This is a genomic window from Christiangramia flava JLT2011 (assembly GCF_001951155.1).
GTDB classification, from domain to species: Bacteria; Bacteroidota; Bacteroidia; order Flavobacteriales; family Flavobacteriaceae; genus Christiangramia; species Christiangramia flava.
Window position 1 is genome coordinate 3,527,596 of sequence record NZ_CP016359.1, and the last position, 15,296, is coordinate 3,542,891.

12 protein-coding genes are annotated in these 15,296 nt (G+C 41.3%); 6 read left to right on the forward strand and 6 right to left on the reverse strand.

The features are described 5' to 3' along the window. Positions 1 to 75 precede the first annotated feature (75 nt). A complete protein-coding gene (gene hutH, locus GRFL_RS15720; protein WP_083645503.1) occupies positions 76 to 1,584 on the forward strand; it encodes a histidine ammonia-lyase in 1,509 nt (502 codons plus the stop codon). On the opposite strand, the gene GRFL_RS15725 is transcribed toward hutH, so the two are convergent. Then, complete coding sequence (locus GRFL_RS15725) at positions 1,581 to 1,955, reverse strand: hypothetical protein (RefSeq protein ID WP_083645504.1); 375 nt, start codon at positions 1,953 to 1,955, stop codon at positions 1,581 to 1,583. The genes hutH and GRFL_RS15725 overlap by 4 nt on opposite strands. 104 nt (positions 1,956 to 2,059) lie before the next feature. Further along, positions 2,060 to 4,618 (reverse strand): ATP-dependent Clp protease ATP-binding subunit, encoded by a 2,559-nt coding sequence (locus GRFL_RS15730; protein WP_083645505.1) that lies wholly within the window; start codon positions 4,616 to 4,618, stop codon positions 2,060 to 2,062. Positions 4,619 to 4,867: 249 nt separating this feature from the next. On the opposite strand from GRFL_RS15730, the gene gyrA reads away from it, so the two are divergent. Both gyrA and GRFL_RS15740 read left to right on the forward strand, forming a co-directional pair. After that, entirely contained in the window at positions 4,868 to 7,399 is a 2,532-nt protein-coding gene (gyrA, locus tag GRFL_RS15735) for a DNA gyrase subunit A (RefSeq protein WP_083645506.1), read from the forward strand. Between the two features lie 21 nt (positions 7,400 to 7,420). Beyond that, on the forward strand, positions 7,421 to 8,662 hold the full coding sequence (locus GRFL_RS15740; protein ID WP_083645507.1) for a tetratricopeptide repeat protein: 1,242 nt from the start codon (positions 7,421 to 7,423) through the stop codon (positions 8,660 to 8,662). A 73-nt stretch (positions 8,663 to 8,735) separates the two neighbouring features. Here the strand turns inward: GRFL_RS15740 and GRFL_RS15745 are convergent, their stop codons facing one another. After that, the gene (locus tag GRFL_RS15745) at positions 8,736 to 9,485 is read right to left on the reverse strand and encodes a C40 family peptidase (protein ID WP_083645508.1); all 750 of its coding nucleotides are present in this window, start codon (positions 9,483 to 9,485) and stop codon (positions 8,736 to 8,738) included. Between the two features lie 22 nt (positions 9,486 to 9,507). Beyond that, positions 9,508 to 10,689 carry an acetyl-CoA C-acyltransferase gene (locus GRFL_RS15750; protein ID WP_083645509.1) on the reverse strand — a complete coding sequence of 394 codons (1,182 nt, stop codon included), beginning with the start codon at positions 10,687 to 10,689 and terminating at the stop codon, positions 9,508 to 9,510. A gap of 119 nt (positions 10,690 to 10,808) precedes the next feature. Here GRFL_RS15750 and GRFL_RS15755 point away from each other — a divergent pair, with 119 nt between their 5' ends. Then, positions 10,809 to 12,854 (forward strand): HD family phosphohydrolase, encoded by a 2,046-nt coding sequence (locus GRFL_RS15755; RefSeq protein ID WP_083645510.1) that lies wholly within the window; start codon positions 10,809 to 10,811, stop codon positions 12,852 to 12,854. On the opposite strand, the gene GRFL_RS15760 is transcribed toward GRFL_RS15755, so the two are convergent. Beyond that, positions 12,855 to 13,307 (reverse strand): transcription elongation factor, encoded by a 453-nt coding sequence (locus tag GRFL_RS15760; RefSeq protein ID WP_083645511.1) that lies wholly within the window; start codon positions 13,305 to 13,307, stop codon positions 12,855 to 12,857. It abuts the gene before it with no gap. A 141-nt stretch (positions 13,308 to 13,448) separates the two neighbouring features. On the opposite strand from GRFL_RS15760, the gene GRFL_RS15765 reads away from it, so the two are divergent. Both GRFL_RS15765 and GRFL_RS15770 read left to right on the forward strand, forming a co-directional pair. Next, complete coding sequence (locus GRFL_RS15765) at positions 13,449 to 14,114, forward strand: helix-turn-helix domain-containing protein (protein ID WP_083645512.1); 666 nt, start codon at positions 13,449 to 13,451, stop codon at positions 14,112 to 14,114. Then, complete coding sequence (locus tag GRFL_RS15770) at positions 14,104 to 14,835, forward strand: DUF3307 domain-containing protein (RefSeq protein ID WP_083645513.1); 732 nt, start codon at positions 14,104 to 14,106, stop codon at positions 14,833 to 14,835. The genes GRFL_RS15765 and GRFL_RS15770 overlap by 11 nt, the downstream gene beginning before the upstream one ends. Here GRFL_RS15770 and GRFL_RS15775 read toward each other — a convergent pair. Beyond that, positions 14,812 to 15,219 carry a glyoxalase gene (locus GRFL_RS15775; protein WP_083645514.1) on the reverse strand — a complete coding sequence of 136 codons (408 nt, stop codon included), beginning with the start codon at positions 15,217 to 15,219 and terminating at the stop codon, positions 14,812 to 14,814. The two genes, GRFL_RS15770 and GRFL_RS15775, sit on opposite strands and share 24 nt — an antisense overlap. Positions 15,220 to 15,296 lie beyond the last annotated feature (77 nt).

Consider the following 15,296-nt stretch of genomic DNA (forward strand, 5'->3'; position numbering starts at 1 on the left):
TTCTTAATTCTGAAGCATATTATTTGGAATCTTTTAATTGAAATGTGATTTTTGCAAAAGATTATAAAATTACAAATGGAGCAGGCAATTCACTACATCAGTTCAGCAGTTTTAGACCTCGAGATCATTGATGATATCCTTAGATCAAATAAAAAACTGGCACTAAGTGAAGAAGCCCATCTAAATATTGAAAAATCAAGAAACTACCTCAATAAAAAAATCTCAGAAAGTGACAGGCCTGTTTATGGAATTAATACGGGATTTGGTGCCTTGTGTAATGTCAAGATCACTTCGGAAAAACTTACCGAGCTCCAAGAGAACCTGGTACGTTCGCATGCCTGCGGCACCGGGAATACCATTTCCAAAGAGGTTATTAAACTGATGTTGCTACTGAAGATCCAGTCACTTAGCTACGGGAATTCAGGAGTAGCGCTTACCACAGTCGAGCGACTGATTGATTTTTATAATGAGGACATCCTTCCGGTAATTTATGAACAGGGTTCGCTTGGAGCTTCCGGAGACCTGGCGCCATTGGCTCACCTTGCCTTGCCATTAATTGGAGATGGAGAGGTGTATTACGAAGATACTATTTTAAGCGGAGCCGAAATCCTGGAACAAAAAGGATGGGAACCTTTAAAACTACAGAGTAAAGAAGGTTTGGCTTTATTGAACGGAACTCAGTTCATGAGCGCCCATGCGGTATTTGCTCTTTTAAATTCTTATAAATTATCATATTTGGCCGATCTTATTGCGGCAATTTCGGCAGATGCATTTGACTGTAACCTTTCGCCTTTTGATGACCTGGTGCACCAGGTTCGCCCGCATCGTGGGCAGATCAAAACAGCAGAGCGCTTCCGAAGTTTTTTGGATGGCAGTGAAATTGCCAGTTCTGAAAAGGCCAATGTCCAGGATCCCTATTCTTTCCGCTGTATTCCACAGGTTCATGGTGCCTCTAAAGACACGCTGGCTTTTGTACGGAAAACGGTGAAAACCGAGATCAATTCGGTTACAGATAATCCTAATATTTTCATCGAGGCCGATAAGATTATTTCCGGTGGAAATTTTCACGGTCAGCCTTTAGCCCTTGCAATGGATTATCTCGCCATCGCTCTTTCTGAACTGGCCAATATTTCAGAAAGACGGGTTTATCAACTAGTTTCGGGCTTGAGAGGACTTCCGGCTTTTTTAATTGAAAATCCTGGCTTGAACAGTGGTTTTATGATTCCGCAGTATACCGCTGCGAGCATTGTGAGCCAGAACAAACAACTGGCTAGCCCCTCTTCAGTAGATTCGATTGTATCCTCCAACGGGCAGGAAGATCATGTAAGTATGGGTGCCAACAGCGCTACCAAGTTGCTCAAAATCGTGGAAAATCTTAATTCTGTTCTGGCAATTGAACTCATGAACGCTTCACAGGCAATTCATTTTCGAGAACCTGCCAGAACTTCCAAACGTTTAGCTCAGGTTTTACAGGATTTCCGAAAGGAAGTACCGGTTTTAAAGGAAGATGTGACACTCGCGCCATTTATTCAAAAGGCCAAGCGGTTTATTTCTGACATGGAAATAAGAGAATTTACTGATTAGATTTTTGCCTGTATCCAGCTAATTGCCAGGTTTAGTTCTGTAAAGACCTCAAAATCACTGCTGTTCTTGTAGAATTTGCGTTCTACTTCATCAGCATTTCGCCTCGTCATTTCATTATCGCTGACTACAGCGATCGCTTTCAGATTAGAAACAGAAGCTGATTCGAAATACACCATTGGATCTACAGCATAGGAGTTCAGTCTATACGAAATGTACCCGTAATCCTCATCTTTGAAAATTTCTTTCCCGATCTCCAATAATTTGCGATTGCTTGCTACATCAAATAATACTCCTTCATTCAAACGGGCAATAAGGATATTCTGGTAAATACTGATTTTACCAAAATCAAGGTCAAATTCTTTCGTAAACATAGTTTTGCGTAGGGCTTAGATCGAAGTAAAAGTACGAGAATTCCTAATAATAAAAAAGCCACCGTTAGGAAACGGCGGCTTAATTTTTTTGCTTAGATAACTCGCTAGGATTCAGTTTCTTCAACTGATTTTTCAATGTTTATGACCAGCTCATTCTTCTTTTCATCGAGGTCCATTTCAATCTTATCGCCTTCTTTCAGGTTGGAAGAAATAATTTCTTCAGCCAGGGCATCTTCGATATATTTCTGAATCGCACGATTTAATGGTCTTGCTCCATACTGTTTATCGAAACCTTTTTCAGCGATAAAATCTTTCGCTTTATCGGTTAAGATTAGGTTGTACCCTAATCCGTCGATACGGTCGTAAAGTTTTGCCAGTTCGATATCAATGATCTTATGAATGTCTTCTCTTTCCAGGGAATTAAAGATGACCACATCATCAATTCGGTTTAAGAACTCGGGAGCAAAAGCTTTCTTCAGCGCGTTTTCGATCACGCTACGAGCATTATCATCAACCTGAGATTTTTGCGCAGTAGTTCCAAAACCAACTCCCTGACCAAAATCTTTCAGTTTTCGAGCTCCAATATTGGAAGTCATGATGATTATCGTATTTCTGAAATCGATCTTTCTGCCAAGACTATCGGTTAGATAACCATCATCCAAAACCTGTAATAACATATTGAATACGTCTGGATGCGCTTTTTCAACCTCGTCCAGTAGTACAACGGCATAAGGTTTTCTTCGAACTTTTTCTGTCAGCTGGCCTCCTTCTTCGTAACCAACATATCCAGGAGGGGCACCGATCAATCGAGAAACGGCAAATTTCTCCATGTATTCACTCATATCGATTCGAATGAGTGCATCAGTATTATCAAAAAGTTCTTTTGCCAATACTTTTGCCAACTGGGTTTTACCAACCCCGGTTTGCCCAAGGAAAATGAAGGATCCGATTGGTTTATTGGGATCTTTTAGTCCGGCACGGTTACGCTGGATAGCCTTTACAACCTTTCCAACCGCTTCGTCCTGGCCTATGACTTTCCCTTTAATCTTCTTCGGAAGTTCAACCAGTTTATTGCTTTCTGTCTGAGCGATCCTGTTCACGGGAATACCTGTCATCATGGAAATCACATCGGCGACACTTTCTTCGGAAACCGTTTCCTTATGTTTTTTAGATTCTTCTTCCCACTTTTCCTGCGCAATGGTCAGCTCTTTCTCCAGGTTCTTTTCGTCATCCCGAAGTTTGGCTGCCTCTTCGTACTTCTGCTTTTTCACTACGGAATTCTTGTTCTCGCGAACCTCTTCCAGTTTGCGTTCGAGGTCAAGAATTTGTTTAGGCACATCGATATTGGTTATATGAACCCTGGAACCCGCCTCATCCAGAGCATCAATCGCCTTGTCTGGGAGAAATCTTTCGGTCATATATCTGTTTGTGAGCTTGACACAGGCTTCAATTGCTTCCGGTGTGTAGACCACATTATGATGTTCTTCGTATTTACCTTTAATATTGTTTAAAATTTCGATGGTTTCTTCTACGGAAGTTGGCTCCACGATCACTTTCTGGAACCTTCTTTCCAAAGCACCATCTTTTTCGATATACTGGCGGTATTCATCGAGGGTAGTGGCTCCAATACATTGAATTTCTCCACGAGCCAGTGCTGGTTTGAACATATTACTGGCATCAAGGCTTCCGGTAGCTCCACCGGCACCTACGATCGTATGAATCTCATCAATGAAAAGAATGATATTGTCATTTTTCTCCAGTTCATTCATGACGGCCTTCATACGTTCTTCAAACTGACCTCGATATTTGGTTCCTGCCACTAAACTTGCAAGATCCAGTGTTACCACACGCTTGTCAAAAAGTATCCTCGATACCTTTCTTTTAACGATACGAAGTGCTAAACCTTCAGCAATGGCAGATTTACCAACTCCAGGCTCCCCAATGAGAAGTGGGTTGTTTTTCTTCCTTCGGCTTAAGATCTGGGAAACCCTTTCAATTTCCTTTTCACGCCCTACAACAGGATCCAGTTTATCTGCTTCCGCAAGAGCTGTTAGGTCTCTTCCGAAATTGTCCAAAACCGGAGTTTTCGATTTTTTAGAAGTTTTTCCAGTCCCGCTGCTTCCGCTGCTGAAGGGATTTTCGCGAGTAGCCTCATCTCCGCTGTCATCATCAGAAAATGATTCAGCAGTTGGGCTATCAGCGAAATCTTCATCATCGCTGGCGATCATATATTTAAATTGATCTTTTACGCCATCGTAATCGATCTTCAGCTTATTCAAAAGCTTTGTGGTTGGGTCGTTTTCGTTTCTCAAAATACATAGCAATAAGTGAGCAGTATTAATTGAAGAACTCTGGAAAAGCTTTGCTTCCAGAAATGTGGTCTTCAGGGCACGTTCTGCCTGCCTCGTGAGGTGCAGATTTCGTTTTTCATTACTTACGGTTACCGTATTGGGATTAGCGGGGCTTAAGATCTCAACTTTTCTTCTCAAATGACTCAAATCAACTTCAAGCGCATTCAGGATATCGATAGCTTTTCCGTCACCATCTCGCAACAAACCAAGCATTAGATGTTCGGTTCCGATAAAATCGTGGCCAAGTCTCAGTGCTTCTTCTTTACTGTAAGCAATCACATCTTTTACTCTTGGTGAAAAATTATCATCCATTTTATCTTCCTTTCTCTATAAATTAGACACTTTGAATAGGTCAAAAACTGTACCTAATGGAGTGTTAGTAGCTAATAGACAAAATTACTTTCAATAATCAAAGGTTAAAGTAACGAACTTATTAACCAAAAGACTCTAAAGATTTGTTAATAAAGTCGGTGATAACTCGTGGCTGCAAGCCCTATAAACAGGGATAAAATATGTAAATTGCCCTCTTGACAAGTTACAAGAAAAATTAAATTCAAAAATATGGCTGAAGGAGATAAGCTTATTCCTATCAACATTGAAGATGAAATGAAATCGGCCTACATCGATTATTCGATGTCGGTCATTGTGTCACGTGCCTTGCCAGATGTACGTGATGGTTTGAAACCGGTACATCGCCGTGTTCTTTACGGAATGTATGAACTGGGAGTACTTTCAAACAGAGCCTATAAAAAGTCAGCGAGGATCGTAGGAGAGGTACTTGGTAAGTATCACCCACATGGTGATTCTTCTGTTTACGATACGATGGTGCGAATGGCCCAGGAATGGAGCATGAGATACATGCTCGTGGACGGGCAGGGTAACTTTGGTTCAGTTGATGGTGACAGCCCGGCGGCGATGCGTTATACCGAGGCCAGAATGCGAAAGATCAGCGAGGATATGCTGGCTGATATCGATAAAGAAACAGTTGATACCCAGCTGAACTTTGATGATTCCCTGAGCGAACCGGTAGTTCTCCCTACAAGGGTTCCAAACCTCCTGGTGAACGGAACCAGCGGTATCGCGGTAGGGATGGCTACCAACATGCCTCCTCATAATCTTGCGGAGGTTATTGATGGGACAGTAGCCTATATCGAAAATAACGAAATCGAGGTCGACGAGCTGATGCAGCACATCAAAGCGCCCGATTTCCCTACTGGCGGAATTATTTACGGGTACGATGGAGTGATCGACGCTTTTAAAACAGGTCGTGGCCGTATCGTGATGCGTGCAAAATCCCATCTGGAAGAAGTCAATGGGCGGGAATGTATCATTGTGACCGAAATTCCTTATCAGGTGAACAAAGCCGATATGATCAAGAAAACGGCTGACCTGGTAAATGAAAAGAAGATCGAAGGAATTAGCCTCATCCGTGATGAATCTGATCGTAAGGGAATGCGCGTGGTGTATCAGCTGAAAAGAGATGCCATTCCGAATATCGTTTTAAATACCTTATTTAAACATACCGCACTTCAGTCTTCCTTCAGTGTCAATAATATTGCACTGGTAAATGGTCGTCCTGAAATGCTTAATTTGAAGGACCTGATCGTTCATTTCGTGGACCACCGTCATGATGTGGTTGTTCGCAGAACAAAATATGAGCTTCAGAAGGCTGAAGACCGTGCTCACATCCTGGAAGGATTGATCATTGCATCTGATAATATTGATGAAGTGATCGCATTGATCAGAGCCTCTTCAAATGCCGAAGAAGCCCGCGAAAAACTGATGGATCGTTTTGAACTTACTGAAGTTCAGGCCCGGGCCATCGTGGAAATGCGATTGAGACAGCTTACAGGACTGGAACAGGATAAACTCCGAGCGGAATACGAAGAGATCCTGAAAACCATTGAAGACCTGAAAGATATTCTTGCCAGAAAGGAAAGAAGAATGGAGGTTATCAAAAATGAACTTCTGGAAGTTAAAGAAAAGTATGGTGATGAAAGAAGGTCTCAAATAGAATATTCTGGTGGCGACCTAAGCATCGAAGATATGATCCCTGATGAGCGAGTGGTCATCACTATTTCTCACGCTGGTTATATCAAAAGAACTTCACTGAATGAATATAAGACTCAGAATAGAGGAGGAGTAGGCCAGAAAGGTTCTACCACTCGAAATGAAGATTTTCTGGAATACCTTTTCGTAGGAACGAATCACCAGTATATGTTGTTCTTCACGCAAAAAGGAAAATGTTTCTGGATGCGTGTTTATGAAATTCCGGAAGGTTCCAAAGCCTCAAAAGGTCGTGCAATTCAGAACCTGATCAATATCGATCCGGAAGATCGCGTAAAAGCTTTCATCTGTACCCAAGACCTCAAAGATGAGGAGTATGTCAACAATCATTTTGTGATCATGGCAACCAAAAAAGGTCAGGTAAAGAAAACCCGACTGGAGCGTTATTCGAGACCTCGAACCAACGGTATCAATGCCATCACGATAAAAGATGATGACGAATTGCTGGAAGCTAAACTAACTACCGGTAATAGCCAGGTAATGCTTGCCGTGAAAAGCGGAAAAGCGATCAGGTTTGAGGAAAGCAAAACCAGGCCAATGGGAAGAAATGCTTCTGGAGTTAGAGGAATTACCCTTGCCAGTGATGATGACGAAGTAGTTGGAATGATCGCCGTGAACGATTTTGAATCAGACATTCTGGTGGTTTCTGAAAATGGTTATGGAAAACGCTCCAGTCTTGAAGACTACCGCATCACCAACCGTGGGGGTAAAGGGGTTAAAACCATTTCGGTTACTGAAAAAACCGGACAACTTGTCGCCATTAAGAACGTTTCAGATGAAGATGATTTAATGATCATCAATAAATCAGGGATCGTGATCAGAATGGCCGTGGAAGATCTTCGGGTAATGGGCCGTGCAACTCAGGGTGTTAGGCTCATCAATCTGAAGGGTAATGACGCGATTGCCGCCGTGGCAAAAGTGCTTCATGATGAGGATGATGTTGACAACATGGAAGACGCCGAAAAGCCCATAGGCGGTGAAGAATCAGCAAATGGCACAACTATTGCTGATGATAGTGAGGAATAAAAAACTAAAACCAAATAAACAATGAAGACTAATATTCTTACTGCGGCTTTGTCTTTCCTTACATTGGCAGCTGTCGCTCAAAAAGATCAGGTAAAAAATGCAGAAGATGCGATCGATGATGGCAACTACGCAGAAGCTCAGGCGCAATTGAAAGTAGCAGAGCAAAACCTGGGAGAATTGAACGATAAATGGACCGAGAGTTTTTACCTATATAAAGGTCAGGCTTATTATCAGGATGGAAAAGCTACCAGTGCAGAAGATTTGAAAACTGCGGCTATGGCATTTGAAAAAGCAGCTGAAATGGGAAATGAAGATGCTGCTGAAACTCTTTCCAAGCTTAAAAATGACATGATCCAGGGAGCAATCGATGATCAGAATTCTCAGAATTACGCATCAGCGGCTGAAAAACTGTTGACTAGCTATGAGATCAGTAAAGTGGATACCATTTATTTGTATTATGCTGCTAACAATTACGTTCAGGCAGAAAATTATGATAAAGCTGTAGAGTATCTTGAAATGTTGAACGATCTTGGATATGACGGATCTACAACTACTTATACGGCAGTTAACATTGAAACCGGAGAGACTGAGACTTTCAACTCGAAAGAACAAAGAGATCTTATGGTAAAATCGCCAAATTATAAGGATCCATCAGTTGAAAAAGAACCTTCTAAGAAAGGAGAGATCGCTTCATTGATTGCGAGAATCTACATCAACCAGAAGCAGTATGATAAAGCAGTGGAATCTATCGAAGCTGCCAAAGCTGCAAATCCTGATGATGTAAGCTTACTGATGTCTGAAGCTAATATGTATTACCAAATGGGAGATACAGAGAAAGCCGTAGGCGTATTGGAAAACGCTGGAGAGAAAGATCCTAATAATCCTCAGACTTTCAATAATATCGGGCTCATGTATGCTGAATTAGGCAAGCACGAGAAAGCTATGGAAAACTATAATAAAGCGCTTCAATTAGACGATGATTACAACGAAGCTCGTATCAACCTGATCGCTTCCTTGCTAAACGGTGAGAGAAAGATCATAGACGAGATGAACAGTCTTGGAATGAGCAAAGCTGATACCAAGCGTTATGATGAATTGAACGCTGAGCGTCAGGAACTTTATAAGGAAACCATCCCTTATCTTGAAAAAGCTTTAGAAAAAGATCCTTCAGATCAAAATGTGATCAAAACAGCGATGAACATCTACTCAAATCTTGGAATGCAGGATAAAGTGGATGAAATGAAAGCGATGTTAGAGCAATAGAAAATTGCTAACTAGATATAAAAAAGGCCGCAATTAGCGGCCTTTTTTTTTTCCGGAATAAACTAAAGTTCCTTTAAATTACCTTTTTGATAACACGCAACTTATGAGTGTGCCTGCGTAGATCTGAATTAAAGATTCCAGAATGATCAATCCGGTCTATTCGTACCTTTCCATCTACATGAATAATATAATTATCTTTCATGATCAAACCAACATGATTGATAGTTCCTTCGTGATCATCAAAAAATGCCAGGTCACCCGGCTCACTTTCTTCAATAAAACTTAAAGGTTCCCCTTGTTTGGCCTGTTCGGCAGAGAGCCTTTTCAACTTATAACCATTCAGCTTATAAACCATTTGAACAAAACCGCTGCAATCGATACCGAAAGGCGTACGACCGCCCCAGGAATGCGGAGCGTTTAAATACAACATGGCCGTTTCGATCAAGTGTGTTTTTTCTTTTCCGGAGTTTATGGAAATCCCTTCGAATTGATGACCTATCTGTTCACAGAAATTCATGGAAGATCCTAGTGGAATGGTCATTAAAAGCCCGGCTTCATCAGTAATATATTCCACTAAATCTGAAGATAATGAAGCTGCTTTCGAATCGATAAAAGAATAATCGTCTTCACCAATTTTGAGATATTGTTTTTTATCAATCCAACCCTCAAAACCATCAAAAGCGAGCCTGATTTTACTCCATCCGACTCGCTCATCTATTATTTTAAAATGTTCACCATACAGGACCTGCGATGTCATTTCACTTTCGTGAGAGTTCGCTGCCCGGATTGGTACAATACTTAAGTGGCAAATTCCGTATTGCATCAATAATTTTTCTTAGGCAATATTACGCATTTCTTTGAATAATCATGGAAGAAGCTCCACCGCCACCATTACAGATGGCCGCTGCACCAATTTTTCCATCATTTTGTTCCAGGACGCTCATTAGCGTGATCAGGATACGAACACCACTGCAACCAAGAGGGTGTCCTAAAGAAACGGCTCCACCATTCACATTCGTATTTTCGGCAGAAAGTCCGAGAATCTTCATATTTGCAAGACCTACAACAGAGAATGCTTCGTTGAATTCAAAATAATCTACATCCTCCTGTTTGATCCCTGCCTTAGCCAAAGCTTTCGGTAAGGCCTTCGCCGGAGCTGTAGTAAACCATTTTGGTTCCTGGGCCGCATCAGCAAAACTCAGAATCGTAGCTAAAGGCTTCAGTCCTAATTCATCTGCCTTCTCACGGCTCATCAGGATTACTGCACCGGCACCATCGTTAATAGTCGATGCATTTGCCGCTGTAACAGTTCCATCTTTTGAAAATGCAGGTCGCAATTGTGGTATTTTTTCCAGCCTGATATTTTTGAATTCTTCATCTTCTTTTACAACGATAGGATCACCTTTCCGCTGAGGAACTTCCACAGGAACAACTTCCTCATCAAACTTCCCATCTTTCCAGGCTTTAGCCGAGCGCTCGTAAGACTGTATTGCAAACTGATCCTGATCTTCTCTGGAAAAGTCATATTCTTTAGCACAAAGGTCTGCACATACACCCATGGCATTGTGGTCGTAGGCATCTACCAGTCCATCCTTCTGCATACCATCCTCCATGGTTGCGGGACCAAACTTTTTACCATTTCGCATATGAACATAATGCGGGATCAGACTCATATTTTCCATACCGCCGGCGACAACGATCTGAGCGTCACCTAACATAATAGCCTGGGCTCCCTGCATTACAGCTTTTAATCCGCTGGAGCATACTTTATTTACGGTCGTACATGGAACGCTGTCAGGAATTCCAGCACCAAGAGCCGCCTGTCTGGCAGGAGCCTGGCCCACACCGGCCTGAACCACATTTCCCATCAAAACCTCTTCAACCATTTCTGGTTTTAAATTGATCTTCTCTAAAGCGCCCTTGATTGCCACAGATCCCAACCTGGTTGCCGGAATAGTGGAAAGGCTTCCAAGAAAACTCCCAATGGGCGTTCTGGCTGCGCTTACAATTACTACTTCTTTATTCATTATTTATGTTTTGATTTGGTAAAATTCGTTCCTTGCGAAGTTAGTCAATTTATAAGGAATTAAATAACCTAAGGCTATTCATACCTATTTTTACTACATTTGAGCATACCAGAAAATCTATGAGCGATTTTATAAATAAACTGTACAAAAATCAGGCTTTATTTTATAAAATTTTCCTGTTTGTACTCACTTCCATCCTCATCGTCTATTTGTTGCCGAAAGGTGGAAAATTCAAGTACGATATCCCGAAGGGAAAACCCTGGCAATACGAAAATCTTTACGCACCTTTTGATTTTGCCATTCTGAAGACCGATGAAGAGGTCGCTGCAGAAAAACAGGCTATCCGCGATTCTCATATTCCTTATTACGACTATGACCAAAAGATTCCAGATCGTGTAAAAGAAGAAGCGCTTCAGGAAGTGCATACCGTTTTCCCAGATTCCACCCTTAGTATCTATGAAAATATCATCGACAATTTTGTTAATAAGACGCTTACCGAAATTTACCAGTTTGGTCTTTTAAAGGAAAGTGACCGCCTCGATCCAGACCAGCTTATTTACCTTCTGAAAGGCAACGAAGCCACTGAAGTAGCTTACCGTAAGATTTTCAAACAGGGTGCCATTCGGTCATTTTTAAGCGATGAGATCGAAAAAGCCGGGTTTCAATCTTTTAAAACAGAACTTCTCGAAGTTTTTTTTAACTCGATTGAGCCAAATGTGACATTCAATAATGAGTTTACCCAGAAAGAGCTGGAAAGTAAACTGAACAACATTTCCTATACCAGAGGAATTATCGAACAAGGCAGCAGGATCATCGCCAAAGGAGAAGTGGTAGAAGGCAATAAATATAACATCCTGCAATCCTTAAAAGCCGAATATGAGTCGCAGGTCTGGAGCCAGAGCAATTATAACTGGATCATTTTTGGGTACAGCATACTCGTTTGCCTGGCATTGCTCATGCTACTGCTGTTCATGAAAAAATATCGTTTCAGCATTTTTGAAAATAACGTAAAGGTCACCTTCATATTTTTCAACATCATTTTTATGGTGATGCTCACCAAACTGGTGGTAAATTTTAAGATTGATTACGTTTACGTGGTACCTTTGTGTATCCTTCCGCTAACCTTAAAAGCCTTTTTTGACGCCAGGTTAGGACTATTTACACACGTTATCACGGTGCTGTTGCTTGGTTTTATCGTACCGAACAGTTATGAGTACATGTTCCTGCAGATCATTGCCGGGATTGTGACCATTCTCACCGTGAGCGAACTTTATAAAAGGGCAAACCTGTTCATTTCAGTGGGACAGATCACATTAGTCTATATCATTTCCTATTTTGCTTTTATAGTAATCCAGGAAGGGGAAATCGAGACACTCAAAGCCGAAGTTTTCCTAACATTTTTGCTGGGTGGACTGGCAACATTATTTGTGCAGCCGCTGATCTACGTTTATGAGAAAATCTTTGGTCTGGTTAGTGACATGTCTCTTTTAGAGCTTTCAGATACTAATTCCAGGCTTTTGAAGGAGCTTGCCGAGAAAGCGCCCGGGACTTTCCACCATAGTCTAAATGTCGCAAACCTCGCCGAAGCCGCTGCCAACGAAATCCATGCGAATTCGATGCTCGCAAGGGTAGGAGCCCTCTATCACGATATTGGTAAAATGCACAATCCTACCTATTTCACTGAAAATCAAACCACTTCAGTCAATTCTCACGATGAATTATCTCCTCGTGAAAGTGCGCAGATCATTATAGAACACGTGATCAAAGGTATTGAAATTGCCAAACGCAACAACCTGCCAGATCGCGTGATAGATTTTATCAGGACGCACCACGGTACCAGTACGGTTTATTATTTTTATAAGAAAGAAAAGGAAATCAATGAGAACGCTTCAGCAGAAGATTTTCGATATCCGGGACCAATTCCTTTTAGCAAGGAAACCGCAATCCTGATGATGTGTGACAGTGTGGAAGCGGCGAGTAAGAGTTTGAAGGAACCAACCTCGGTGCTTATCGACAATTTTGTAGAAAAGATCATCGATAAGCAAATGGATGAAGGTCAGTTTTTAAATTCCAATATTACCTTTAAGGAAATTCAGATGGTAAAAAAAATTCTCAAGCGAAAGCTCAAGAATATTTATCATTTGCGAATTGAATATCCGGAGTAATTAGTGAACACCCTTAATTTCCTGAGTTTTCCCATTAAAACTGAAACTATCTCCTTCTTTTTTGCCTTTCATCTCCTGAAAGATCGGGGCTTCGGTAGAAATGGCGTAAACAGTGGCACCTTCTTCCAAAACGATCTTTCCCAGTGCAACTGATATGAAATAATAATTTTCACTAGTCTCTACAATACTTCCAAAATCGATGGTTTCGCTGTAATGTGTATGATCGATCCTGCTTAGTTTTTCCTTCATTTTTCGGGAATTGTCCAGGTATTCCGCATATTTTTCAAAATCGTTTAGCAATTGTCCCTTGGTATCGTCTTCATCATAATCGGTATGAGCGTCATTGTTTTCCATAGATTCCTTGATCTCATCCATTTCATTTTGATATTTGGAGATCTGCTTATTCACGGCATCAAGGCATTTAATGAAAAGTTCTTCTTTGTTGGTTATCATGTTTTGAGATTTTGTCCAGTAAAATTAGCCAAGCTTTTTCGGCTATGGGAAGAATTAGGAAATATTTAATATCATTACATTAGCCTTAAAACTAATAAAATATAATTATAAGTTTTTAAACTTATTTTATATATTAGAGCCATGAAAGCAGTTATTTCAGCAGATTTGATCAATTCTACGGAATATCCGGAGCAGCTTTTGAACGCTGTTTTAGACGGATTAAAGGCCGAATTTCAGTTAATTACGGAAAGTAAAGAAGCTCAATTCAGCCTCTTTCGGGGAGATAGTTTCCAGGGCGTGGTAGAAAATCCTTCCGAAGCATTAAAAATAGTTTTACTGCTGAAATCAGCCATTAACCGGATTCATTTGCAAGATACCCGCAAGCGGAAGGCTTTCCCGGTTCAGGCTGATATCCGAACGGCTATCGGGATTGGAAGCGTGGATTTTCAGCGGGAAACGATTTCGGAATCCAATGGTCAGGCTTTTCAATTTTCCGGAAGAACCCTGGATGATATGAAAAATGGCCCTCATAAGCTGTTGCTCGCCTGCCCGGACGACGAGGTAAACGGGGAGTTCCAGGCTTCTTTTTTGTTGTTTGACCAGCTTGCCGATCGCTGGAGTACAGCATCCGCGGAAGTGGTCTATTTTTCACTCAAAGGTCTCAAGGAAAAGGAAATTGCCGAAAAACTTGGGATCAGCCAGTCGGCAGTGAACCAGCGAAAAAAAGCTTCCGGCTGGGAGGCCATCGAAGTTTTGCTGAACCGTTTTGAAAGTGTAATTTCAGAAAAATTTTCAGATGGAAAATAGCCTTTTGATCCTGCTTCAATTATTGATGGCACATATTGTGACCGATTTTGTTTTTCAGCCTACTTCCTGGGTCATCGATAAACGGGAGAAAAAAGCAGCTTCCAAATACCTCTATTTTCACTGTGCGTTGGCCGGTGTACTTTCCTGGTTGTTTTTGTTAGATCTTTCGCTTTGGTACATCGGACTTTTTATAGCGATCACGCATTTTGCTATCGATCTCTGGAAACTGAATTACAACCGGGACGACCTGAAAATTTTTCTGTTAGACCAGTTTTTTCATTTAATGACTATTCTCGCAGCCTGGCTGTTTCTTACCAATAATTTTATAGGAGTTCACGAGGCGATCTATGATTTTTTAAGTTCAGCAAAGTGGCTGGCAATCATTATGGCGTATCTTATAATTATATTCCCGGCGGGTTTTCTTATTGGAAAGGCTACAGAAAGATGGCAAAGTGAAGTAGAACATGACCTTCGAAAGAACAGCCTGCAATCTGCCGGTCGCTACATTGGTATTTTTGAAAGGATCCTGGTGCTTACCTTCATATTAACATCCAATCTTTCGGCAATCGGGTTTCTGATCGCGGCAAAATCGATTCTGCGTTTCAGTGATCAGTCTGAAACTGCTGCAAGAAAGCAAACTGAATATGTGCTCATCGGTACCCTGATGAGTTTTTCCATTACCATCCTGATCGGTCTCTTAGTACGCCATATCGCGTTCTAACAGCTGGATATTCGCCTGAAGCTGCTCTTTTACAATGTTCATCATCCGCTTGTTCAAAGCCGAAGAATTCTGGATGTACAGTTCGTATTCAGGAATAGTGAACTGGCCAATGATCATTCCTTTCAGGCTGTTTCGGAATTTGATGTCCTTCTGAATAGCATTTTCGATATACTTCAGCCTTTTTTCCAGATTCAGTTCGTAGAACGCATTCTTGTGTTTGGTAACATAGTTCCTGAAAGTCGCAACCAGCAATTCATCCTGAAGTTTCGCAACGGGACGCAGCGTTTCATTCTGGAATCGCTCGTCGGCTGTCATGTTTTCTGTTACTCTTGCTGATGGAATCTCAGGTCTGAGCTCCAATAGGTGTAAATCTCTTAGATTCATGGCAAGTATTGTTTCTTAAATATAACCATTATTAAAACGGCTATTACTCATGGCCTTTGATACTTGTAAACCTGTTA